Annotated in this window: 21 protein-coding genes; 8 read left to right on the plus strand and 13 right to left on the minus strand. The window is 60.9% G+C overall.

Annotation, left to right across the window (positions count from 1 at the left end; translation table 11 throughout):
- Positions 1-36: 36 nt before the first annotated feature.
- From HGP12_RS04805 to HGP12_RS04815, 3 genes are all read right to left on the minus strand, one after another.
- Positions 37-2,418 (minus strand): hypothetical protein, encoded by a 2,382-nt coding sequence (locus HGP12_RS04805; protein WP_168838359.1) that lies wholly within the window; start codon positions 2,416-2,418, stop codon positions 37-39.
- 61 nt (positions 2,419-2,479) lie between these two features.
- The gene (locus HGP12_RS04810) at positions 2,480-3,775 is read right to left on the minus strand and encodes an adenylosuccinate synthase (protein ID WP_168838358.1); all 1,296 of its coding nucleotides are present in this window, start codon (positions 3,773-3,775) and stop codon (positions 2,480-2,482) included.
- 346 nt (positions 3,776-4,121) lie between these two features.
- Entirely contained in the window at positions 4,122-4,979 is an 858-nt protein-coding gene (locus HGP12_RS04815) for a GNAT family N-acetyltransferase (protein WP_168838357.1), read from the minus strand.
- A 338-nt stretch (positions 4,980-5,317) separates the two neighbouring features.
- Here HGP12_RS04815 and HGP12_RS04820 point away from each other — a divergent pair, with 338 nt between their 5' ends.
- From HGP12_RS04820 to HGP12_RS04830, 3 genes are all read left to right on the plus strand, one after another.
- On the plus strand, positions 5,318-6,640 hold the full coding sequence (locus HGP12_RS04820) for a UDP-glucose/GDP-mannose dehydrogenase family protein (protein WP_168838356.1): 1,323 nt from the start codon (positions 5,318-5,320) through the stop codon (positions 6,638-6,640).
- Between the two features lie 71 nt (positions 6,641-6,711).
- On the plus strand, positions 6,712-7,716 hold the full coding sequence (locus tag HGP12_RS04825; RefSeq protein ID WP_168838355.1) for an NAD-dependent epimerase: 1,005 nt from the start codon (positions 6,712-6,714) through the stop codon (positions 7,714-7,716).
- Between the two features lie 5 nt (positions 7,717-7,721).
- Positions 7,722-8,495, plus strand: coding sequence for an alpha/beta fold hydrolase (locus HGP12_RS04830; protein WP_168838598.1), 774 nt, complete (start codon positions 7,722-7,724; stop codon positions 8,493-8,495).
- 18 nt (positions 8,496-8,513) lie between these two features.
- Here the strand turns inward: HGP12_RS04830 and rutF are convergent, their stop codons facing one another.
- The 4 genes from rutF to HGP12_RS04850 all read right to left on the minus strand — a co-directional run bounded on the left by rutF (position 8,514) and on the right by HGP12_RS04850 (position 11,378).
- A complete protein-coding gene (gene rutF, locus HGP12_RS04835) occupies positions 8,514-9,053 on the minus strand; it encodes an NADH-dependent FMN reductase RutF (protein ID WP_168838354.1) in 540 nt (179 codons plus the stop codon).
- 180 nt (positions 9,054-9,233) lie between these two features.
- Positions 9,234-9,962 (minus strand): bifunctional 2-polyprenyl-6-hydroxyphenol methylase/3-demethylubiquinol 3-O-methyltransferase UbiG, encoded by a 729-nt coding sequence (locus HGP12_RS04840; protein WP_168838353.1) that lies wholly within the window; start codon positions 9,960-9,962, stop codon positions 9,234-9,236.
- A 68-nt stretch (positions 9,963-10,030) separates the two neighbouring features.
- Positions 10,031-10,420 (minus strand): RidA family protein, encoded by a 390-nt coding sequence (locus tag HGP12_RS04845; RefSeq protein ID WP_168838352.1) that lies wholly within the window; start codon positions 10,418-10,420, stop codon positions 10,031-10,033.
- Positions 10,421-10,481: 61 nt separating this feature from the next.
- Entirely contained in the window at positions 10,482-11,378 is an 897-nt protein-coding gene (locus HGP12_RS04850; protein WP_168838351.1) for a DMT family transporter, read from the minus strand.
- A 370-nt stretch (positions 11,379-11,748) separates the two neighbouring features.
- Here HGP12_RS04850 and HGP12_RS04855 point away from each other — a divergent pair, with 370 nt between their 5' ends.
- Positions 11,749-12,174 (plus strand): hypothetical protein, encoded by a 426-nt coding sequence (locus HGP12_RS04855; RefSeq protein ID WP_168838350.1) that lies wholly within the window; start codon positions 11,749-11,751, stop codon positions 12,172-12,174.
- Positions 12,175-12,222: 48 nt separating this feature from the next.
- Here HGP12_RS04855 and HGP12_RS04860 read toward each other — a convergent pair whose 3' ends face one another.
- Both HGP12_RS04860 and HGP12_RS04865 read right to left on the minus strand, forming a co-directional pair.
- Positions 12,223-12,834, minus strand: coding sequence for an alpha/beta hydrolase (locus HGP12_RS04860; protein ID WP_168838349.1), 612 nt, complete (start codon positions 12,832-12,834; stop codon positions 12,223-12,225).
- 13 nt (positions 12,835-12,847) lie between these two features.
- The gene (locus HGP12_RS04865) at positions 12,848-13,780 is read right to left on the minus strand and encodes a VOC family protein (RefSeq protein ID WP_168878682.1); all 933 of its coding nucleotides are present in this window, start codon (positions 13,778-13,780) and stop codon (positions 12,848-12,850) included.
- Between the two features lie 219 nt (positions 13,781-13,999).
- Here HGP12_RS04865 and HGP12_RS04870 point away from each other — a divergent pair, with 219 nt between their 5' ends.
- Entirely contained in the window at positions 14,000-14,254 is a 255-nt protein-coding gene (locus HGP12_RS04870) for a type II toxin-antitoxin system Phd/YefM family antitoxin (RefSeq protein WP_168838347.1), read from the plus strand.
- Positions 14,254-14,664 (plus strand): type II toxin-antitoxin system VapC family toxin, encoded by a 411-nt coding sequence (locus HGP12_RS04875; protein WP_168838346.1) that lies wholly within the window; start codon positions 14,254-14,256, stop codon positions 14,662-14,664. Before HGP12_RS04870 ends, HGP12_RS04875 begins: the two co-directional genes overlap by 1 nt.
- A gap of 64 nt (positions 14,665-14,728) precedes the next feature.
- Here the strand turns inward: HGP12_RS04875 and ung are convergent, their stop codons facing one another.
- On the minus strand, positions 14,729-15,427 hold the full coding sequence (gene ung / locus HGP12_RS04880; protein ID WP_168838345.1) for a uracil-DNA glycosylase: 699 nt from the start codon (positions 15,425-15,427) through the stop codon (positions 14,729-14,731).
- Positions 15,428-15,727: 300 nt separating this feature from the next.
- On the opposite strand from ung, the gene HGP12_RS04885 reads away from it, so the two are divergent.
- A complete protein-coding gene (locus HGP12_RS04885; RefSeq protein WP_246703249.1) occupies positions 15,728-16,198 on the plus strand; it encodes an AAA family ATPase in 471 nt (156 codons plus the stop codon).
- Between the two features lie 61 nt (positions 16,199-16,259).
- Here the strand turns inward: HGP12_RS04885 and HGP12_RS04890 are convergent, their stop codons facing one another.
- Positions 16,260-18,707 carry an FAD-dependent oxidoreductase gene (locus HGP12_RS04890; protein WP_168838343.1) on the minus strand — a complete coding sequence of 816 codons (2,448 nt, stop codon included), beginning with the start codon at positions 18,705-18,707 and terminating at the stop codon, positions 16,260-16,262.
- Positions 18,708-18,716: 9 nt separating this feature from the next.
- Positions 18,717-19,595, minus strand: coding sequence for a choline/ethanolamine kinase family protein (locus HGP12_RS04895; RefSeq protein ID WP_168838342.1), 879 nt, complete (start codon positions 19,593-19,595; stop codon positions 18,717-18,719).
- A gap of 313 nt (positions 19,596-19,908) precedes the next feature.
- Here HGP12_RS04895 and HGP12_RS04900 point away from each other — a divergent pair, with 313 nt between their 5' ends.
- On the plus strand, positions 19,909-20,718 hold the full coding sequence (locus tag HGP12_RS04900) for a DeoR/GlpR family DNA-binding transcription regulator (RefSeq protein WP_168838341.1): 810 nt from the start codon (positions 19,909-19,911) through the stop codon (positions 20,716-20,718).
- A 102-nt stretch (positions 20,719-20,820) separates the two neighbouring features.
- On the opposite strand, the gene HGP12_RS04905 is transcribed toward HGP12_RS04900, so the two are convergent.
- The gene (locus tag HGP12_RS04905) at positions 20,821-21,744 is read right to left on the minus strand and encodes a LysR substrate-binding domain-containing protein (protein ID WP_168838340.1); all 924 of its coding nucleotides are present in this window, start codon (positions 21,742-21,744) and stop codon (positions 20,821-20,823) included.
- Between the last annotated feature and the right edge of the window lie 89 nt (positions 21,745-21,833).

Genomic DNA, 21,833 nt, shown 5'->3' on the forward strand with positions numbered 1-21,833 from the left:
GCCCGCCTTTTGCGTATTCATCGATTTCAGAAAGCCTTACTGACCGCTCGACGCAACACCGCCAAGTGCCTGCCATTCCGAAATTGCCTTGTTGAAGGCATCCGTGCCGGTCGGACCCTTTTCCATCGTCAGCAGGGCGCGTCGGCCGTTGCGATAGACGATCGGAATATCGATCCAGTTACGGCTTTTCAAAAGGTCGAGGTTGGTCTTGCGTGCATCCGGGAAATCGTTGAGCGCGATCATATAGACATCGTCGGTCACCTTGGCCGGCACCGCGATCAATGCATCGCCGCGATCCTGCTCAGTCGCCTTCAACGCAACGCGCTGGACATTATCGATCGCCCCGCCTTCGAATGTCGGGGGAACCTGGAATGCCAGCTCGATCAGATGGCTCGCCGGAAGCGAGGAATCCGAATTCCGCGAAACGGTGATCGTGGCGGTCAGGCCGCGATCCGGAACGGTGATAAGACCCTGTACCGAAGGCTCTGGCCGGCCATCGGCCCCCTTGCCTTCCTGGACGGACCAGGTGACGGTGCCCTGGAAGGCGGATGGCGACGTCTGACCGAGGCGCTCCTCATAGAGAAACACCTTCTGCCCGTCGGTAGCCGTTGCCGTCTGCTGTGTCACGGGCGGCGGCTGATTGGCGGGGGCCTGCTGCTGGCTGGCCGCGGGTGCCTGCTGGTCCGTGGAAGCGGATGGGCTCGGCGCGGCATTCGCCGGCGCCTGGGTCTGCGCGGCAGCCGAATTGTTCGCAGGCGGCGTCGCCGTCGCGGACGGAGCAGCGGAAGCAACATTCTGCTGCGCAACGGACTTGCCCTCGACGACACCCGGCTGACCGTTCGCGGCCGGTCCTTTATCCTCTTCGGTGCCATTGGCCAGAAGACGCTGCGTGAACTTCGTATTGACCGTATTCGGGTCGCTGGTCACCGTGGCGACATCCGTATTGCCGGCACCCGACGAAGGTTGAGCCGCCGGATTGTTCGGCTGCGGCGCAGCCGCCTGCTGCTGGGCAGGGGTGGAAGCGTTACCGTTCTTCGGGGCATTGTTGCCTGCCGTATCCGCAGCCGGTGGCGTCGCCCCGTTCTTCGTTGCCGAGCTGACGAGTTTCGTCACCATGCTGTTGAGCGCATCACGGTTCAGCCAGGCCGCGTAGCCACCTCCCCCGACGACCGCAAGTCCCACAAGCGTGACGATGATGCCGGTAACGTTGAGACGACGGCGCTTCGGCTCCATGCGGAAGCTGCGGCCCTGCAGTTTTGCCGCCATGGCCTGATCGAGATCGGGCGGAACGGAGGAACCACCGCCCCGCTCATCTTCCGCGCGCTTATCGAAGCCGGCAAGTTCCTTGAGCTCGCGCCAGCCGTCGTTGGCGGCATCGGCGTCCGGTGCCGTCTTGCTGGCGGGATGCACATCCGCAAAGAGATCGACATCGTCAAAGGCGTTTTCCGGCATCTGCCGAGCCGGCTGCTGGACCGGTATGGCCACCGTGGACGAAGACTGCAACTCCTCGAAGACATCGGCGTCCCAGGCAAAGCCCTTGTTGATGGCAGGCGTCTTCGCCGTCTCGGATGCCTCGACGGGATGGCCGAACGGAGCCTCCGCGAAAGCCGCGGCCGGCATGACGGGCTCGGGCTCGGAACGACGTGCCGGCGCATCCACCTCGGCCCAGATCTGCTCGACCTGGCTTATAACGTCGTCGACCGGCGCGGATTGCGCGCGCTGCCCGGGCGCGGCGTGGACAGGCTCGACGGCAATCGCCGGCGCTTCCTCCGCATGATGTTGCGGCTCGTCCGGATAAACCGGCTCGAGGGTGGGCTCCTCGTCGATCTCGGCATGGTGTTCGACGCCAGCATGTTCGGCAGCCGGAACATGGGGCTCCTCTTCGCGATGCGGCTCGCTCCATTCCTCGGCAGGCTGATGTCCATGTGCATGGTCCTGCTCGACATGCAAAGCCGGCTCCTCGGGAGCGGGCGCCTCATGGACAGGTTCTTCATGGACGGGTTCTTCATGGGCCGGATGAGTAACGTCCGGCTCCTCATGGGCATGCACCTCGGCCGGAGCGGCCACAGGCTCTTCCACATCCGCTTCGGCATGGACTTCTTCAGCCGGGTGTTGCTCGTGAACGGGCTCGGGGGCGACATCCTCATGCTCCGCAGGCTCGTGCACCGCAGGCGCTTCCGCGACCGGTTCCTCGGCTCCAGGAAGGGCCTCGGCATGCTCGGCCTCGACCTCGACGATTGCGGCCTCGAGCTTATCGAGCTGACGGCGCAGCATTTCCTCGGGGGGGCGCGGCTTCATGCTCTCGAGCTGCCGTTGCACGGCACCACGAGCTCGATCGTAAACCTTGACCCGCATTTCGGGAGTATTTTCGGCCAGGCCGTCAACGGCCCGTCGAATAACTGCTACAAAATCCGCCATCAGTACTTTCTCATGATGCCCGGCGGGCAGCCGGGCCGGGATTCATCATAGATACGCGACTTTAGCCCTCAAAGGGGTCAGTCACAAGTATGGTGTCCTCGCGCTCCGGACTGGTCGAAAGCATCGCCACCGGCGCTCCGATCAGCTCTTCCACCTGGCGAACATATTTGATCGCCTGCGCCGGAAGATCAGCCCATTTGCGCGCGCCAACGGTCGATTCCTTCCAGCCTTCGAGCGTGATGTAGATCGGCTCGACGCGGGCCTGCGCCGCCTGGCTTGCCGGCAGGTAGTCGATTTCCTTGCCGTCGAGCATGTAGCCGACGCAGATCTTCAGCTCGTCGAGGCCGTCGAGAACGTCCAGTTTGGTAAGCGCGATACCGGTGATGCCCGAGGTCTTCACGGTCTGGCGCACCAGCACGGCGTCGAACCAGCCGCAACGGCGCGGACGGCCGGTATTGACGCCGACTTCGCGGCCGACGGTCGACAGATGCTTGCCGATCTCGTCATGCAGTTCGCAGGGGAATGGTCCCTCGCCGACGCGGGTCGTATAGGCCTTGGTGATACCGAGTACATAGCCCAGCGCCGTCGGACCAAGTCCCGAACCGGCCGCTGCCTGCCCGGCCACCGTGTTGGACGAGGTCACGAATGGATAAGTGCCGTGGTCGTTATCCAGCAGCGCGCCCTGCGCGCCTTCGAAAAGAATGCGGGCGCCAGCCTTGCGCTGTTCGTCGAGCAGCCGCCAGACCTGATCGATATAGGGAAGAATATGTTCCGCGACGGAGCTGAGCTCGTCGTGCAGGGAATCGAAGGAGATCTCGTCGACGCCCATGCCGCGGCGGAGGGCATTGTGATGGGTCAGAAGCCGGTCGATCTTGGCCGGCAGCGTTTCCGGCTCGGCAAGATCGATAACGCGAATGGCCCGGCGACCGACCTTGTCTTCATAGGCAGGACCGATGCCACGACGCGTCGTGCCGATCTTCGTGCCGCTATTGGAGGCTGCATCTTCACGCATGGCGTCCAGATCACGGTGCAGCGACAGGATCAGTGGTGCATTCTCGGCAATGCGCAGCACATCGGGAGTAACCGCGATGCCCTGGGCGCGCAGCTTTTCCACTTCCGCAACGAAATGGTGGGGATCGACGACAACGCCGTTGCCGATGACGCTGAGCTTGCCGCGCACCAGCCCGGAAGGCAGCAGCGCCAGCTTGTAGCTGACACCGTCGACGACAAGCGTATGACCGGCATTATGACCGCCCTGAAAGCGCACAATCACATCGGCGCGTTCCGAAAGCCAGTCGACAATCTTGCCCTTGCCTTCGTCACCCCACTGTGAGCCGATCACTACAACATTCGTCATTTATCCATTCCCGCTTCCTGCACGCAGCCGCGTGCCTTGCTCAAACCCGCGCATCTATAAAGCTTTGTTTTTGGGAAAGCGACCCTGTTGTCTCAGGAGATTCGGCTTTTTGCATGACGAATCAGCACCTCCAACAGGATTTTTCCCGGCTACCGGCTGGGCGACGCCTGCGAACAGCTCTCATCCAGCTGACGGTCCTCCTCATCAAAGGCCAGGCTTGTACGCAAAGACATGGAGATATTCATGCTCGGCCGAGATCATCGCACCGGTTATACTCCGATACCGCGATTACTCTTCCATCGAAGATCAGCTGCTCTCGTTCCTGGCTGGCGCAAGCGAACTGCGGCTAGCCAAGCTCGAGCGTGGTCACGCCAAAAACGCGATCGAGCGGGATTGCCGGCGCGGAGCCGCGGTACATGCGAGCCGTTTCGAAAACCGGCGAGAGGCCGCAATCTTCCGCAAGCCTGATGGCCCGAGCATTGTCCACCGGCACATCCAGATAGACCGGCGCTCCCTTGGCTTTCGCAAGCAGCCTGCTCAACAAGGCAAGCGCCACGTCCGGCTTGTTGGCGAACAGCGGGCCGACCTTGTAGCCCTCGAAACAGCGCCGGATCGTGCCATAGCCGCGAACCCTGCTGCCACCGCCGACGATGAAGGAGGTGCGCCTTTCCGGAGCACCGCACCAGGCACGAATAAAGGAATGGCGCAGGCCTGGGAAGATTTCCGCATCATAATGCAACAGCCCGTCAAGCTTGCTGTCGGTTACCGGCACCACCTGCCTTGCCTGCTGATCCTCCACATCGGGTACCTTGGGGATGCCACCATAGCGCATAGTCCGATAAGCGGTCTCGAAGCCGTGCCGGCGGTAGTTTTCCTGTTGCGCGACGACGCCGTCCAGTCCGACGGTGCGATTGCCGGCAAGCGCCATGCCCTTGTTCCAAAGCTGCTTGCCGTATCCCCGCCCACGAAACTCCGGATGGAGAATGTAAAGGCCGAGAAACGCGAAAGTCTCGCCGTATCGAACAACGGAGATGCAGCCGACCGGCACCTCTCCGATCGCGCCGATCAGAAAGCCGGATGGATCCGCTTCCCAGAAGGCCGGAGCATCATCGACACCGGGATTCCATCCCTCTTGCCGGGCCCATTCCAGAGCAAGCTCCAGCTCGCCAGCCCGCATTGTACGCACGGCAAAAGTCGACTTCATGCAATAGTCCCGAACCGCCCATTACACAGCCGTTCCCAACGGAACGATTGCGCCCAATTCATCATGCGGCAACATGATGCCAATCACAAGCGACAGCGATGATAAGCTGGAAATACAAAGGCTTCGTTTCACTCTGAGCACAAAGAACAACGCCAATGGAACGAAAGCAAAGCAAAAGCCTTTTGTGACACTTCTTTTGCAATTCCTCCGGCCGGGCCGTCGCATATAGGCGTCCCCCGCGATCCTGTGTATAAGAACATTCAATCGCCAATGCCTGCTTCGTGCTCTGACGCGGGATCCGGCGCCAGCAAAAGGCCAGCAAAAAGGAATGAAGTTTCATGCGCATCACGATGATCGGCTCGGGTTATGTGGGGCTGGTGTCCGGCGTCTGCTTTGCCGATTTCGGCCATGACGTCATCTGTGTCGACAAGGACGCAGGCAAGATCGAGGCGCTGCGACGCGGTGAAATACCGATCTTCGAACCGGGCCTGGAGCAGCTCGTTGCAGACAACGTCCGCGCCGGTCGCCTCTCCTTCACCACGGACGTCGAAACCAGCGTCGCCGACAGCGACGTCGTCTTCATCGCCGTCGGCACGCCGTCCCGGCGCGGCGACGGCCATGCCGACCTCTCCTACGTCCATGCCGCCGCCCGCGAGATTGCCCAACATATCAACGGCTTCACCGTCATCGTCACCAAATCGACCGTGCCTGTTGGTACTGGCGACGAGGTCGAGCGCATCGTCCGCGAAACCAATCCGCAAGCCGATGTCGCCGTCGTCTCCAATCCGGAATTCCTGCGCGAAGGTGCGGCCATCGAGGATTTCAAGCGTCCCGACCGCATCGTCATCGGTCTCAATGACGAGCGCGCCCGTGGCGTCATGACCGAAGTCTACCGCCCCCTCTATCTCAACCAGGCGCCGCTGCTCTTTACCTCCCGCCGCACGTCGGAGCTGATCAAATACGCAGCGAACGCCTTCCTTGCTATGAAGATCACCTTCATCAACGAGATGGCCGATCTCTGTGAAAAGGTCGGCGCCAATGTGCAGGAGGTCTCGCGCGGCATCGGGCTTGACGGCCGCATCGGCTCGAAATTCCTGCATGCCGGCCCGGGCTATGGCGGCTCCTGTTTCCCGAAGGATACGCTGGCGCTCGCCAAGACGGCGCAGGATTACGACAGCCCCGTGCGCCTGATCGAAACAACCGTGTCGATCAACGACAACCGCAAGCGCGCCATGGGCCGCAAGGTGATCGCGGCCATGGGCGGCGATATCAGGGGCAAGGCGATCGCAGTCCTCGGCCTGACCTTCAAGCCGAATACCGACGACATGCGCGACAGCCCTTCGATCTCGATCATCCAGACGCTGCAGGATGCCGGCGCCACGGTAACCGGCTATGATCCGGAAGGCATGGACAATGCCCGCCTGGTGATCGACAATATTGCCTATGCGGACGATGCCTACAGCGCCGCGCGCGACGCCGACGCGCTCGTCATCGTCACCGAATGGAACCAGTTCCGCGCGCTCGATTTCGCCCGGCTGAAATCCGTGATGAAGGCGCCGGTCCTCGTCGACCTTCGAAACATCTATCGCCATGACGAGGTCACAAAGCACGGCTTTGCCTATACAAGCGTCGGCAGACCCTCGAACGACGCCACACTTTAGAGCGCTTACGCATTCCGAACGGAAAACCGCTAAGCACTTTTCCTGGAAATGCTTTAAGCAAAGGCCGACCCATGCGCTATCTCATCACCGGCACCGCCGGCTTCATCGGATTCCACCTTGCCAAGCGTCTGCTCGACGAGGGTCATTTCGTGGTCGGCTTCGACGGCATGACGCCCTATTACGATGTCAGGCTCAAGGAGAAGCGCACGGCCATCCTCGCCCGCTCCAACGGCTTCAAGGCCGTTACCGGCATGCTGGAGGACAAGGCGGCGCTCGAGCATGCAGCCGAGCTCGCCGAGCCTGATGTGATCGTCCATCTCGCCGCCCAGGCCGGCGTGCGCTACAGCCTCGAAAATCCACGCTCCTACGTCGATTCCAACCTCGTCGGCTCGTTCAACATCCTGGAACTGGCGAGAGACCTGCAGCCGAAGCACCTGCTGCTGGCCTCCACCTCCTCCGTCTATGGCGCCAACGAAAAGATCCCCTTTGCCGAAAGCGACAAGGCCGACGAGCAGATGACGATCTACGCGGCGACCAAGAAGAGCATGGAACTGATGGCGCACAGCTACGCTCATCTCTTCAACGTGCCCACCACTGCTTTCCGCTTCTTCACGGTCTATGGCCCGTGGGGCCGCCCGGACATGGCACTGTTCAAATTCGTCGATGCCATCCGCAACGACAGGCCGATCGAAATCTACGGCGAAGGCAAGATGAGCCGCGATTTCACCTATATCGACGATCTCGTCGAAGGCATCGTTCGCCTCATCGGCGTGGTGCCTTCGGAGGAAAACCGCGTGGTGTCGGAGACGGTCATCGACACCTTGTCGAAGAACGCCCCCTTCCGCGTCGTCAATATCGGCGGCGGCCAGCCGGTGGGATTGATGACCTTTGTCGAGACGATCGAGACGATGCTCGGCAAGCAGGCGATCCGCAAGATGCTGCCCATGCAGCCTGGCGACGTCCACAATACCTATGCCGTGCCGGACCTGCTGGTGGCGCTGACAGGCTTCAAGCCGCAGATCGAAGTCGATGAGGGCGTGCGCCGCTTCGTGGAATGGTATCAGGAAAACTATTGAGCGAAATGGCAGGCATCGTCGAAACGGAACATTGGATCGAGAGCGCCGCCGGACGCCTCTATGCCAAATCCTGGGCACCGGATGCCAAGATTTCCCTGCCGCCGATAATCCTCTTTCACGATTCCCTCGGGTGCATCGCGCTCTGGAGAGATTTCCCGGAGCCGCTCGCCCATTCCCTCGGCCGTCAGGTGATCGCTTATGATCGATTGGGCTTCGGGCGGTCAGATGCCCGCATAGACCTTCTGCAGCAGAACTTCGTGGCCCTGGAGGCTGAGGAGGCGGTGCCGCTGCTGTGCGAACAATTCTCCATCCGAAAGTTCGTCGCCTGCGGGCACAGTGTCGGTGGCGGCATGGCTGTGGAAACGGCAGCGAGCTTTGGCGAGCGCTGTGATGCCGTAATCTCCATTGCCGCTCAGGCTTTCGTGGAGGAGAGAACCCTGCAGGGTATCAGGGTCGCGGAACAGGAATTCAGATCGGCGGAGACCCTCGCCCGGCTTGCCAGATATCACGGCAGCAAGACCGATTGGGTGCTGCATGCATGGATCGACACCTGGCTTGCTCCCGAACGCGCCGGGTGGAGCCTCGATCCGGCACTTGAAAAGCTCCGATGCCCGGTGCTCGCCATTCACGGAGACCGTGACGAATACGGCTCGGAAGCCCATCCGCGCCGGATCGCGGCCGGACGCGGGTCGCTCCATATCCTGTCGGACACGGGGCATTCGCCGCATCGCGAACGCCCTGGCCTTGTCATAAAGACGATCAAAGATTTTCTGGCGTGAAACGACGAGAAGGCCGGCTTACCCGGCCTGACCCGCGGAATGATAGGCCCGGTCGAAATAGATGAGCCCCTGCCCGCTATCGCGCTGGCGGATGGCATCGACCTCGCAGAACAGGATGTCATGCGTGCCGCCATCGGCCCAACGCACGATCCGGCAATCGAACGACACAAGAGCATCTTCCAGCACCGGCGCACCAGTGGATAATTCCGACCAGGAGGCGGCCGCGAACCGCTCGGCGACCGGGGTCTTGCCACCAAAGAGACGCGACAGATCCTCATGCGCTTCCGACAAGACGTTGACGCAGAGCACGCCGTTTTGCGTCACGGCGGGATGAACGGAAGCGCCGCGATTGAGGCAGACGAGCAAGGTCGGCGGGCTGTCGGTGACGCTGCAGACCGCGGTCGCCGCAAAGCCGGCCAGCCCGGCCGGGCCATCGGTCGTGACGATGTTCACGGCTGCCGCCATCCGGGCCATGGCGTTGCGAAACTCGGTGCGCGCGATATCCGGATCGGCGACGGGTACCGCCCTCTCGATTGCCACGGAGGTTTTCATGTTCATTCCCACTATCCCCTAACTCGCGCCAGATAACTCACACTATCGGGAGGACCGATGCGCCTCAAGAAACGACATTTTACGGAAACGGCCCGCGGCGAGCAATAAATTCCCCATAAAATCTATCGACAAAAGGAAAATCATTCACCCACAGGAGCAAAGCTGCAGAATCATACCGAACCGATCTCAGGTCCGGGTCGAAATCAGCAGAAACATCGGCCGCTCGCGCTCGATTGCCCAATCCGGATGGGCGGCGAGGTCCTCATCGCTCGGCGACCATTCCTCGACATGCGCGATGGTGAGGCCTGATTTGATCAGCAGGTTCAACGTCGTGCCCATCGTCCGGTGCTGCTTGACGACGCCTTCGGCAAGCCAGTTCGTCACCCGCGGCCCTTCGATCTGATAGGCGCTGAGCGGCCAGATCTTGTGACCCCCAGCATCGACCTGCCATTCCGGCTGCCGTGGCGCCATATAGATTGGATGTTCGATCGAAAAGATCAGCCGGCCACCGGGCTTCAACGCCTGACGAATGGTCGCCAGAAGCCCGGCAAAGCCTTCGATATAGTGGAAGGCCAGGGAACTATAGACGAGATCGAAGGCGGCCTCGGGCAGCTGAAGCTTTTCGAGATCGGCCAGATCATAGCGAACACGCCCGTCCGCCGTCTCGGCGCGGGCGCGCTCGAGCATCTTTTCGGAAACATCGAGGCCCAGAATACTCGCGGCCCCCTGCTCTGCCGCCCAGCGGCAGAACCATCCGAAGCCGCAGCCGAGATCCACGACATCGAGGCCCTTCATCTCAGGCATCAGAGCGCGGATGGCGGGCCACTCGGCCGCGCCCGCCAGCCCGTCGACCGAACGCTGCAGGCGGCTGTAGCCTTCGAAGAAAGCCTGATCGTCGTAGATATTCTGGGTCATGCTCGTCTCCTGCAGATCGACAATTTCGATCCGGCAGCCTGATTTAGAAGCTCGCATTGCTACTGAGGTTACATCACCTTCGCCGCCGTGACCTCGACTTCCACCAGAAATTCGGCGCGCGTAAATCCGCCAATAATCAGCAGGGTCGAGACCGGCTTGGGATCCAGGATATAGCGATCACGCACGGCCATATAGGCGGGAAAATCCTCGCGCGTGGTGACGAAGCCGGAAATGCGGATGATGTCGGCAAAACTCATGCCGGCCTCATCCAGAATGGCATTGATCGCCTTGAAACATAGCTCGGCCTGCGCCGTAACGTCAGCCGGGATGCGGTCGTCGAGACCGATGCCGAGCTGGCCTGAGGTGACCAGTAGGCTGGCGCCGGGCGGCACCAGAAGGCCGTGATTATAATTGCCGAAAGGGCGGCGGACGGATGGGGGGTTGAATACCTTTTTCATCGATATCGACTCCTCGTGATCGGAGCGATTTCAGCATTTTGACGCTACGCGGACAAGCCGTTCAATGCACTTGTGCTGAAATAACCGCCCGGTTTCGGCGCACTTCCAACAGGATATGGCCGAAAAGCGCCGCAAGCACGATCGGCCCGCCGATCAGCGTCGCCGTCGACGGACGCTCGGCAAAGACCATCCAGACCCACAGCGGCGTCAGAGGCACCTCAAGCGCCGTCAGCAACGCGGCATCCGAAGCCGGAACTAGCCGCGAGCCGAATGTGTAGAGACTGAGGCCCATCGCATTCTGGATGATACCGAAGGCGATGATCAGGCCGAGATCCTGTCCGGACAGGGAGAGCGGTGAGGCGAACCAGAAGGTGATGAAAGAGCAAAGCCAGGCGGACAGGGCCATCGCAGGCAGCATCGGCACATTACGATGCTGGCGCATGACGACGGCAAGGGCAGCGACTGTCAGCGTCATGATGGCGGCCAGCCCCTTGCCGAACCAGCTGCCGCCGTCGCTCGCATGCCCGGAAAGCATGACGAGCACGCCGATGAAGGCAATGCCGCTGGCAATCAGCGTCCTCAAATTCGGGCGCTCGCCGATGAAGAGGAAAGCGACGCCCGCGGTGACGAAGGGCACGGTCGCGTAGATGACCATGGCGTCGGCAACCGATGTATAATAGATCGAGCCGATGCCGCTGATCATCGATGCGGTGGAAAAGATCGTCGCCGCCAGCGATGGGCCGCGCATGGAGCGCAGGACGCGAAAGGCGTTGCGGCGCTCGATATAGAAGAACAGCGCGAACACGCCGAGGCCCGATACGATTCCGCGGCAGAACAGGATCGTCATCAGGTCGGCATGAATCGCGCGCATGAAGAGGCCTGATGTCGACCAGGCGAGCGCCGAGAGCGCAACATACATCACGCCGAGCCTATATTGCTGCTGTTCCGCCAGCGTCACGATGGAATCCCCCCGCCCTGTCGAGGCAGATCATTAGCGGGAGGCCATGATGCCTACAAGCTAAGCTTGCGTCGTTGCGCGTCGCGGCTGCCGGAAGATGATGAGGGTTGCAGGAAGATGATGAGGGTTGCAGGAAGGTCACGCCACACATTGCTACGAGTAGTCAAGGGAGCGCCGTCTCGTCGCCGCTGTTGGCAAGATCATATTGATCTTGCATATCTTTACGATCGCTTTAAGCGCGTCGCGATCTTTCAGATTCGCTCCCTGCGCTTTAAACTCTTGATTTTTTGCATATCGCCATCGCAAAACCGCTGCACACTTTTGCGCGACATGCTCTACGGTTCTGGCAACCTCGCCGAAGGAGAATCAATTGCGCCTGCTGTCAGCCACCTTGTTCGCGTGCGGCTGCGTCAGCCTGGTCGACGGCCCATTGTGGCCGCCGGCGCAAACCTATGTTGACAAGACCGTGCAATGCAGCCAGAGCAGCAATCCCGCCCGTTGCGAACATACGCGCGATAGCTGGACGGCCGATTACGAAGAAGCCATCGCAGGCGGATATCGCGCGCAGAAACACGTCGCCCTGTGCCTCAGCACCGGCTGCGACGAGGCGATCCAACCGGACAAGATACTCGGCTGCGCCTGGCGCATGGTCATTGCCGAGACGAAACACGCCCAGCCGGACAGCATGGATGCGGCGAACCTCAACCGTTTCTGCGGAACGGACTACATCGATGAGAGGGCAAAGCTCGCAGCCGCCTCGCAAGCGAAGGCGATGCTGCGTCTGATCGGCAAATAGCGGGCCACGCGGCAGAGGTTTTCCGCCGCGTGGCCCGGTTGCTCCAGTTCACGCGTAGGGCACAAGGAATTTGCTGATGGCCTCGATCTCGTTGGAGCGAATATCGTGGCCGCCCGGATGCCATTCGAGCGTGACCTCAGCATCCTGCCGCGCGAAATAATCGGCCAGCGCCTGGGTCATCGGCGCAGGCGCGATCGGATCGCGCTCGCCGGCCGTGATCAGCACGCGCCTCCCTTTCAGCCTTGAATTGTCCTTCGGCTGGAACGGGATCAGCGGATGCATCAGTACGGCCGCATCGAAAAGATCGCCATGCTCGATCAAGACGTTGGCGAGGATATTGGCGCCGTTGGAAAAGCCGAGGCCCAGCACCTGCGATGCACCGTATTGAACCGCCAACTCCGAGACATAGGCCGCCATCTTTCCCGTCGCCCGCGCAAGGTCGGCCATGTCATAGACCCCCTCGCCCGTGCGGCGGAAGAAACGCGCCGCGCCATATTCCGAAACGTCACCGCGCGGCGAGACGATGGTTGCATCCGGCAATAGGCGGCCAGCGAAATCGAAGAACTGATTCTCGTCGCCGCCGGTGCCATGGAAGGTGAAGAAAATAGGCTTTCCGGGTGCACCGGCCTTCAGCCGGTGCACATAAGTCATATCCGTCATGATGTCCTCCCGATCAACCTTCCAGCGGCTCAAGATGCTGCTCGATCAGGCCGCGCAGATGCGCATGCTGCTCGGGCAGTTTCAGCGCCTCGCCGAGATGAGCCGTATCCTCGTCGCGGTCGAAGCCGGGTTCGTTGGTGGCGATTTCGAACAGCACGCCGCCCGGCGTGCGGAAATAGATCGCCCAGAAATAGTCGCGGTCGATGACCGGAGTGACCTGATAGCCCGTATCCATCAGCGCCTTGCGCACCTCGAGCTGCTTTGCGCGGTTCTCGACGGCAAAGGCGACGTGGTGGACGGAGCCGGCTCCCGGCAGCGCGCGGTTGATATTCGGCATGGTTTCGAGGTCGACATAATCGGCCCCGTTGCCGCCGGGAATGGCAAGACGCTTGACGCCTTCATGCGTGTCGACAACCTCATAGCCCATGTACTTCAATAGCTCGGCCGTGGCGCCTTCGTCCCGGAGCCACATGGCGACCGAATGGAAGCCCCTGATGGCATGCTCGGCATCGACGCCGCCATGCGTCCAGGGCAGACGCTTGTCGTCCTTGACCTCGACGAGAGCAAAGCCGTCGCCATCGGGGCCGGAAAAATGCAGGCGCTTCTGGCCGAAGGATTCGTCCGTCTTCAGGCCCTCGACGCCGTGCTTGCCGAGCCGATCGGCCCAATAGCCGATCGCGCCTTCCGGAACGGAGTAAACCGTGTTGCCGACTTCGCCGGTGCCAGGGCGACCGCGCGCCATCTTCGCAAACGGGAAGTAGGTCATGATCGTGCCCGGCGTACCGATCTCGTCACCGTAGTAGAGGTGATAGACATCGGGCGCGTCGAAATTCACCGTCTTCTTGACGCGGCGCAGGCCGAGCGTATCCGTGAAGAACTTGTTGTTGGTCCTGGCGTCTTCCGCCATCGAGGTAACGTGGTGAAGACCTTTGATCTGGTTGAGCATCTCTAACCCCTTTGCTCGCCTGCACTGGCAGGCGTTTCTCATGGGCAGAAGATGGTCTTGTGGCCCGTGTTTCGATAGCCCTCAAGTGCCAAACGGATTGTCTTCATCGAGTGAACGATAAATTCGGATCGTTCATCTTGAAGCAATATCGCTCATCTCTTGATTCCCAGCAGGTGCCGCATTAGGTTAAGCTAGACAGTCTAGCTAGAGAGGATTGCGATGAGTTGGCCATTGCAGGATGCAAAGAACCAATTTTCAAAAGTCGTACAGAAAGCACGCAGCGAGGGACCGCAAATCGTCACCTTGCGCGGCGAACCTGCAGCCGTCGTCCTCTCTGCCGAAGACTACGATGCTCTCCTAGCCGGCAAACCAAGCCTTGCCGATGACCTGCTGTCCGGACCTGCTTGGGACGACGAAATGGCCGAGGCCGTATCTAAACGGGATAAAACGCCAAGCCGGGATGTCCTTTTCTGATGTATCTGGTCGACACCAACGTCATCTCGGAAATTCGCCGCGGCAATTCCCAGGCGATTACGTGGCTGCGCTCGGTCAATCCCTCCACTATCTATCTGAGTGTCATCACACTTGGAGAGATCATGCGCGGGATTGCGCTGAAGCGAAAAACGGACCCGCGTAGCGCAGCACATCTGGAAGAATGGATGCGCAAGATCCGGCACGACCATCGCAATCGCATCCTTGCCGTTACCGATCAGATTGCGGTCGAATGGGGGCGTATCGCAGCACAGCGCCCACGCGTTGACGCCGATGGATTGATCGCGGCAACGGCGATCGTTCATGACCTCATCGTCGTCACTCGCAACGTCGGCGATTTCGACGACACCGGCGCTTCAATCATCAACCCCTGGGAACAGGCGCCTTACTAAGGCATGTCGCGCAAAATCTAGAGTTTAAAGCGCAACAAGCGACTCTGAAAGATCGCTTCGCGCTTTAAGCATCAGGATTGCTCGGCAGCGCCCAATCGATCGGCTCTCGACCATGCTCGGCAAGATAAGCATTGGCCTTGGAGAAATGCCGGCAGCCGAGGAAGCCGTTATGGGCCGATAGCGGCGACGGGTGCGCCGCCTTCAGCACCAGATGGCGCTCGGTATCGACGAAAGCGGCCTTCTTCTGGGCATAGGAGCCCCAGAGCATGAAGACCACGCCGTCGCATTCATCGTTGACCCTGCGGATCACCGCGTCGGTGAAGCGCTCCCACCCTTTGCCCTGATGCGACGCGGCCTGTGATTCCTCGACCGTCAGCACGCTGTTGAGCAGGAGCACGCCCTGCTTCGCCCAGCTTTCCAGAAAGCCGTGGCGCGCCGGCGGAATGCCGAGATCGGTCTCCAGCTCCTTGTAGATGTTGACAAGCGACGGCGGAATGCGCACGCCGGGACGGACGCTGAAGCAGAGCCCATGCGCCTGGCCGAAGCCATGATAGGGGTCCTGCCCGAGAATGACGACCTGCACCTCGTCGAGCGGCGTTAGGTCCAGCGCGCGGAAATACTCGCTGCCACGCGGAAAGATTACCTTGCCGCGCTGCTTCTCCTCGACAAGAAAGGATTTGAGCTGCTGCATGTAGGGGCTTTCGAACTCCGGAGACAGCGCCTCTTTCCAGCTCTCCTCTAGCTTGATGCTCGCTTCCGCCATCGTCTCGGGCCTCCATCTGTTGTCAGCATGTCGATTGAGGATGAAAGTGCCGGCGTGTCAAGAAAATGGCAGATGTGGCGACGGGGAGATCACAGTTTTTGAGGAGCAAATAGTTTGATCTCACTCTTATTCGATCAACGCCACCGATGACTGAAGATAGGTCCCCATATCATTGACAATTCCGTTTACTTCAGCCAATGGAAGCCATCCCAATTTCCCGACCGGTGCCCTATGCTTCCCTTGCATTCCCTTGGCGAGCGCATCGTCGTGCTCGGCCCTTCCAATGCCGGCAAGTCGACCTTGGCGGTCGCACTCTCCAAAAAGCTTGGTTTTCCAACGGTCCATCTCGACCAGCTTCACCATCTGCCCCATACGGATTGGCAACAGCGCCCCGAAGCGGAATTCGCCGCGCTTCACGATACGGCAATTCTTGACGAGCAGTGGATCATGGAAGGCAACTACTCGCGCCTGATGCCGCAGCGTTTGGCGCGCGCTACCGGCGCCATCCTCATAACCTCAAACCATTGGCTACGCTTTTCCCGCTATCTCAAGCGCACACTCATCAACCGCTCGGGCCGCGCGGGACATCTGGAAGGCGCCAAGGACAGTATCAAATGGGAGATGATGCATTGGATACTCGTGAAGACCCGCGACAGCGGCGCCAAATACGCGAGAATTCTTCAGGAATCCGGTTTGCCAATCGTGGAATGCCATACGGCAGAGGCGCTCAAGAACCTCTACCGGGTTTGGGATTTACCAAACAGACGGTAGGAGAGTGTGGGAATGTTCGCGTGATGTCTCCAATCGGCGCGCTGCTTTGCACCCTTGCTAGTCACCCCTTGATCCGCTCCATCTGCGGATCATAGAGCGGCTTCAGCGACACCCGGCACGGCACGCGGCTTTGCGCGACATCGAGCTCATAGCGGCCGTAAAGCACGAAATCTTCCGTCACCCCACCGGGATCGCGGACATAGCCGTAGCCGATGGCCTTGCCGATCGTATAGCCATAACCGCCGCTCGACAGCCAGCCGACGCGTTGCCCGTCGCGATAGATCGTCTCGCGGCCGAGAAGCACGATCTCGGGATCGTCCGGCACAAAGCAGGCAAGCATCTTCTTCACGCCCGAGGCGAGCTGCCGCTCGATCGCCTCCCGGCCGCGGAATGCGACCTGCTTCTTCATCTTCACCGCCCAGGCCAGCCCGGCCTCGATCGGCGTATGATCCGGCCCGATGTCGGAGCCCCAGGCGCGGTAGCCCTTCTCCAGCCGGCAGCTTTCGATGGCGCGATAGCCGGCGTTGACGAGGCCATGCTCGCGGCCGGCCGCCATCAGAACGTCATAGACGGTCGCGGCATATTCCACCAGGACATGCAGCTCATAACCGAGTTCGCCGACATAGGTGATGCGCAGTGCCCTGACGGGGCAGCCGGCGATACCGACCGTCCGAACCTTGCCGAAGGGAAATGCGGCATTCGAAACGTCGGCGGAGGTTACGGCCTGCAATATCTCCCGCGACTTCGGCCCCATCAGCGACAAGACGGAATAGGCCGAGGTCACGTCCACCAGCTCGGCATGCATCTCGGGCGGAATATTCCGGGCGATCCAATCGAAATCATGGGTGGCGAAGCCGGTGCCTGTCGTGATGTAGAACTCGTTCTCGGCGATGCGGGCGACGGTGACATCGCATTCGATGCCGCCCCGGTCGTTCAGCATCTGCGTATAGGTCAAGGCACCCACGGGTTTGGCGACATCATTGGAGGCGATCCAGGAGATTGCCGCCTCGGCATCCCGGCCCTTCAGCACGAATTTGGCGAAGGACGTCTGGTCGAAGATCACGGCCGCCTCGCGCACCGCCTTGTGCTCGCGGCCGACGGCATCGAACCAGTTCTGCCTGTTATAGGTATAGACATCTTTCGGTTCCTCGCCGGCAAAGAGATCGGCAAACCAGTTCGGCCGCTCCCAGCCGAGCTTTTCACCGAAGCAGGCACCCTGTGCTTTCAGGCGATCATAGAGCGGTGACTTGCGGCAGGGCCGGCCGCTGGAATGCTCCTCGAAAGGCCAGGCCATGGTGTAGTGCTTGCCATAGGCTTCCAGCGTGCGGGTCCGCACCCAGTCGGTGTCGAAATGCGGACGGCCGAAACGCCTGATATCGACAGGCCAGAGATCGTAGGGCGGCTCGCCCTTGGCGACCCATTCGGCCAGCGCCATGCCGGCCCCGCCGGCGGAGGCGATGCCGAAGGCATTGAAGCCGGCGCCGATGAAGAAGTTCCTCAACTCCGGCGCTTCGCCGAGAATGAAATTGCCATCGGGCGTGAAGCTCTCCGGGCCACATAGCAGCTGTTTGACGCCGGCCGTCTGCAGCGCCGGCACGCGCACCAGCGCCAGTTCCATAATCTGCTCGAAATGGTCGAAATTGCTGTCGAGCAGCGTATAGTGGAAATCCCTGGGGATACCATCAGGCGCCCAGGGGATGGGATTAGGCTCATAGCCGCCCATGACCAACCCGCCGACCTCCTCCTTGTAATAAGTCAGCCTGTCCGGATCGCGCAGCGTCGGCAGGTTGGACGGCACGCCGAAGGATTCGGTGATGAGATATTGATGCTCGACCGAGACCAACGGCACGTTGACGCCGAAACGGGCGGCAAAGGTCCGCGTCCATTGCCCCGCGCAGACGACGACGCGCTCGCATTCGATACGGCCCTTCTCGGTGATGACGGCGCGGATCCGGCCCTTGTCTATCTCCAGATCGAGAACCTCGGTATCCTCGAAGATCGACACACCGCTCATGCGGGCGCCCTTCGCCAGCGCCTGGGTAATGTCGGAAGGATTGGCCTGCCCATCGGTCGGCAGGAAGGCAGCGCCGACCAGGTCGTCGACATCCATCAGCGGCCAGAGATCGAAAGCCTCCTTGGGCGTCAGCAGATGCATCTGCAGGCCGAAGGATTGTGCCGTCGTCGCCTGCCGCTTCACTTCCGTCCACCGCTCTTCGTTGCAGGCGAGACGCAGGCCGCCATTCATCTTCCAGCCGGTGGCAAGGCCAGTCTCCGCCTCGAGTTTCTTGTAGAGATCGACGGAATAGCCGAGCATCTGGGTGATGTTGGCGCTGGTGCGCAACTGGCCGACGAGGCCGGCGGCGTGAAACGTCGTGCCCGAGGTCAGCTTCTTGCGCTCCAGCAGCACGGTATCGGTGAAGCCGAGCTTGCCGAGATGGTAGGCGGTCGAGCAGCCGATGATACCGCCGCCGATGACGACGGTCTTTGCTGTAGCCGGCAGTTCCTTCATTGCATCACCTCAAGAGTCGCGAAAGCCCTGCCAGGCGCTCTCGAACCGCCGCAGATTTTCAGCCGTGTAGGAAGAATAATCGAAATCGATGTCGGAATGGATTTCCGAAACCATGCTCCACATCGTCTCGCGCAGGAGAGAGGCGCATTTCATCGCCTGATAGCGCCGGCGCAGATCGTCGCTCACGGGGGCCTCGAAATAGGCTTCCAGCATCGCCTCTTCCAGCGCTTCGGAGAATTCATTGTTGGAGGCAAGACCGCCGAGATCGAAAAGCGGCGTGTTGAACCCGGCATAGTCCCAATCGATCAGCCAGAGCCGCTTGCCGTCGTCGAGGAAATTCGCGGCCAGCAGATCATTGTGGCCGAAGGCGATCTCGAAGGGACCAGCCTCGCGTTCGAGCCGCTCGGCGATCTCCAGAAAGGAAGGGAGCAGCGACTTGTGCCGGCTATCGCCAGCCTTCAGAACGGCCGCGTAGTCCCTGACCACATGGAAAACCCAGAAGATTACGGCCGGACCGCGAAAATGCTTGCCGACATCGCGATGACAGGACCGGACAAGCGCCACGACACGGGCCATCATTGCGGGGTCACCTATATCATCGGCCACCAGCGGCTTTGCGTCGATATAGTCAAGCACCAGTATGCCGGGCTCGTGATGGATGACGGCGGGCGAAAGACCGGCTGCATGGGCAGCCCTGCTCGCCGCCAGCTCATTGACCCGGCTGATGTGGTGAACGGGAATATCCGCCCCGAGCCGGACGACGAAACGCCGGCCTGCATTGCCAACCAGATAGTTGCGATTGGTGATGCCGCCGACCAGCGGGGCGATCTCGATCGACCCGTGCCAGATGCCGAGAGAATGGATCCTGTCTTCCGGCGTCGCAGTCATTCCCCCTCCGGTACCACTGCTGAGCATCCTTCGGATGAGAAAGGTTCCTTACAAACGCGAAGCTGTCAAGGGGCATCCCACAAAATGAAACGAATACTTGGCTTTTTGTTGGTTTTGAGATGTCATTCGAACTCGATGAGCTATGGATATCGCAAACACGACGCTTCACCATAGGTGAGATTTGCCTTAAAAACTCAAGCGCGAGGCAATCGGATCAAGCCTGTGCGCGTTGACGCCTCTGGCGGCGACAGGGTCAGTCATTCCAGATGCCAAGCACATTTCGGGATCAATACCCTCAATAGGATCAGCAACCATGTCGGGCATATCCCAGCCACCGCTTCACTCCAATCATCGCGAACGCGAGATTCTGGAGGAACTGCGCCTGGCCGGCGGCGCAAGCCGCATCCAGTTCCTGGCCGAACGGCTCGGCGTTTCCGAAGAAACCATCCGCCGCAACATCCGTAGCCTCGAAGCCAACGGGCTGGTCACCAAGGTGCATGGCGGGGTCCACATCAAGGACTCGATGATCGAGCCGCCGCTGCATCTGCGCATGAACGAGAATGCGGAGGCCAAGCGGATGATCGCCGCCTCCGTCGCATCGATGATCGAGGACGGTGATACGCTCTTCCTCGATGTCGGCTCGACCACCGCCTTCATCGCCGTCGCGCTGCAGAAGCACCAGAACCTCTTCGTCGTCACCAATGCCGTCGCGGTCGCTCACGCGCTCGCGACCCGCAACGGCAACCGCGTCTTCTTCGCCGGCGGCGAGCTGCGTGGCCATGACGGCGGCGCCTTCGGCATGGAAGCGGCCAATTTCCTGCGCCGCTTCAACATACGCCATGCCATCCTGTCGGTCGGCGCCATCAACGCCACCTCCGGCTTCATGCTGCACGATCTCGAAGAAGCGGAATATTCCCGGGAAGCGGCCGGCCGCGCCGAGAACTGCATCATCGTCGCCGACAGCGCCAAATTCGGACGCAGCGCACCCATCGTCCTGAGCGAGCCGGCAACCTTCGACGTGCTGGTCACCGACGACACGCCACCATCAGACATTCGCGCCATGCTTGAGCGCAACAACATCGAACTCGTGGTCGCCAACCGCCAACGGGCTGAGCGGCGATAGACGGTGGCAACTCTTTCGAGCCGCCTGGAAAAATGGTCGGCGATATCTGCCGACAAACGCACGAAAGAGATATCGAAGCTACAGGCGATCGCCCACGTCAGGCTATTGACCGCGCTCATCCGTATCGAAGGCGATGGACTCACGGTAATTCTTACACATGCCTTCCAGCGTCTGGGCCGCCTTGCTGGCATGGCGCTCCTTGTGGCGCAGCAGCCGGAAGCTGCGGGCCGGGAGATCGAACGTTGCCTGAACCAGCAGTCCTTGCCCGAGATAGGCTCTGGCCGCCGCGCTGGAAATGGCAGCGGCACTTTCTCCCACGCAGACCGCCGACAGTACGGCTTCATTCGATGGCAGGACGAGCGCCACTTTGAGATCGCGCGGCAAAGCGCCGAGCTTGGCAACCGCATTCTCGAATTCCGAACGGGTGCCCGAGCCTTCTTCACGCATTACCCAGGAGGTCGCGGCGACAAGGTCAGCAACCGTCAGCTGACGCCCGTCCGCCCAGGGATGATGTGGCGGCACGACGATGACGAGCGCATCCTGTGCGACGATCTTCATCGACAGCGCCGGCGCGTCCACCTCGCCCTCGACGAAACCCAGCTCGGCCGCGCCGTCGATAACGGCCTCGGTGACGGTTCGCGTGTTACCGATCGTCAGATCCAGTTCGATACCGGGGTAATCGCGATGAAACCGCATCAGCAGCGGCGGCAGCCAGTAGCTGGCGATGGTCTGGCTCGCATAGAGGCTGAGCCGCCCACGCTGCAGGCCGCCTAGCTCGGACAGCATGAGTTCGGCCGAGCGTACGCGTGCGAGCGTCGCCTTGGCTTCACCCAGGAAGGAGCGTCCCGTCTCCGTCAGTTCGATCCGCCGGCCGACGCGATGAAATAGCTCCACGCCGTAGTAAGCCTCGAGGTTCTTGATCGCCGAGCTGACGGCCGAAGGCGTCAGGTGGATGGCTTCTGCTGCATTGGTCAGATGTTCTCGTTCGGCGACGGCGACAAAAATTGCAAGCTGCTCGAAGGTCATGGGAAATCATTCTAATTTATCGAACGATACATAGGATAATATTCGATGGATGTCGACATCGACAGATGAGACTTTCCGCCCGTCACCAA

Source organism: Rhizobium sp. P28RR-XV, from assembly GCF_012641385.1.
GTDB lineage: Bacteria > Pseudomonadota > Alphaproteobacteria > Rhizobiales > Rhizobiaceae > Rhizobium.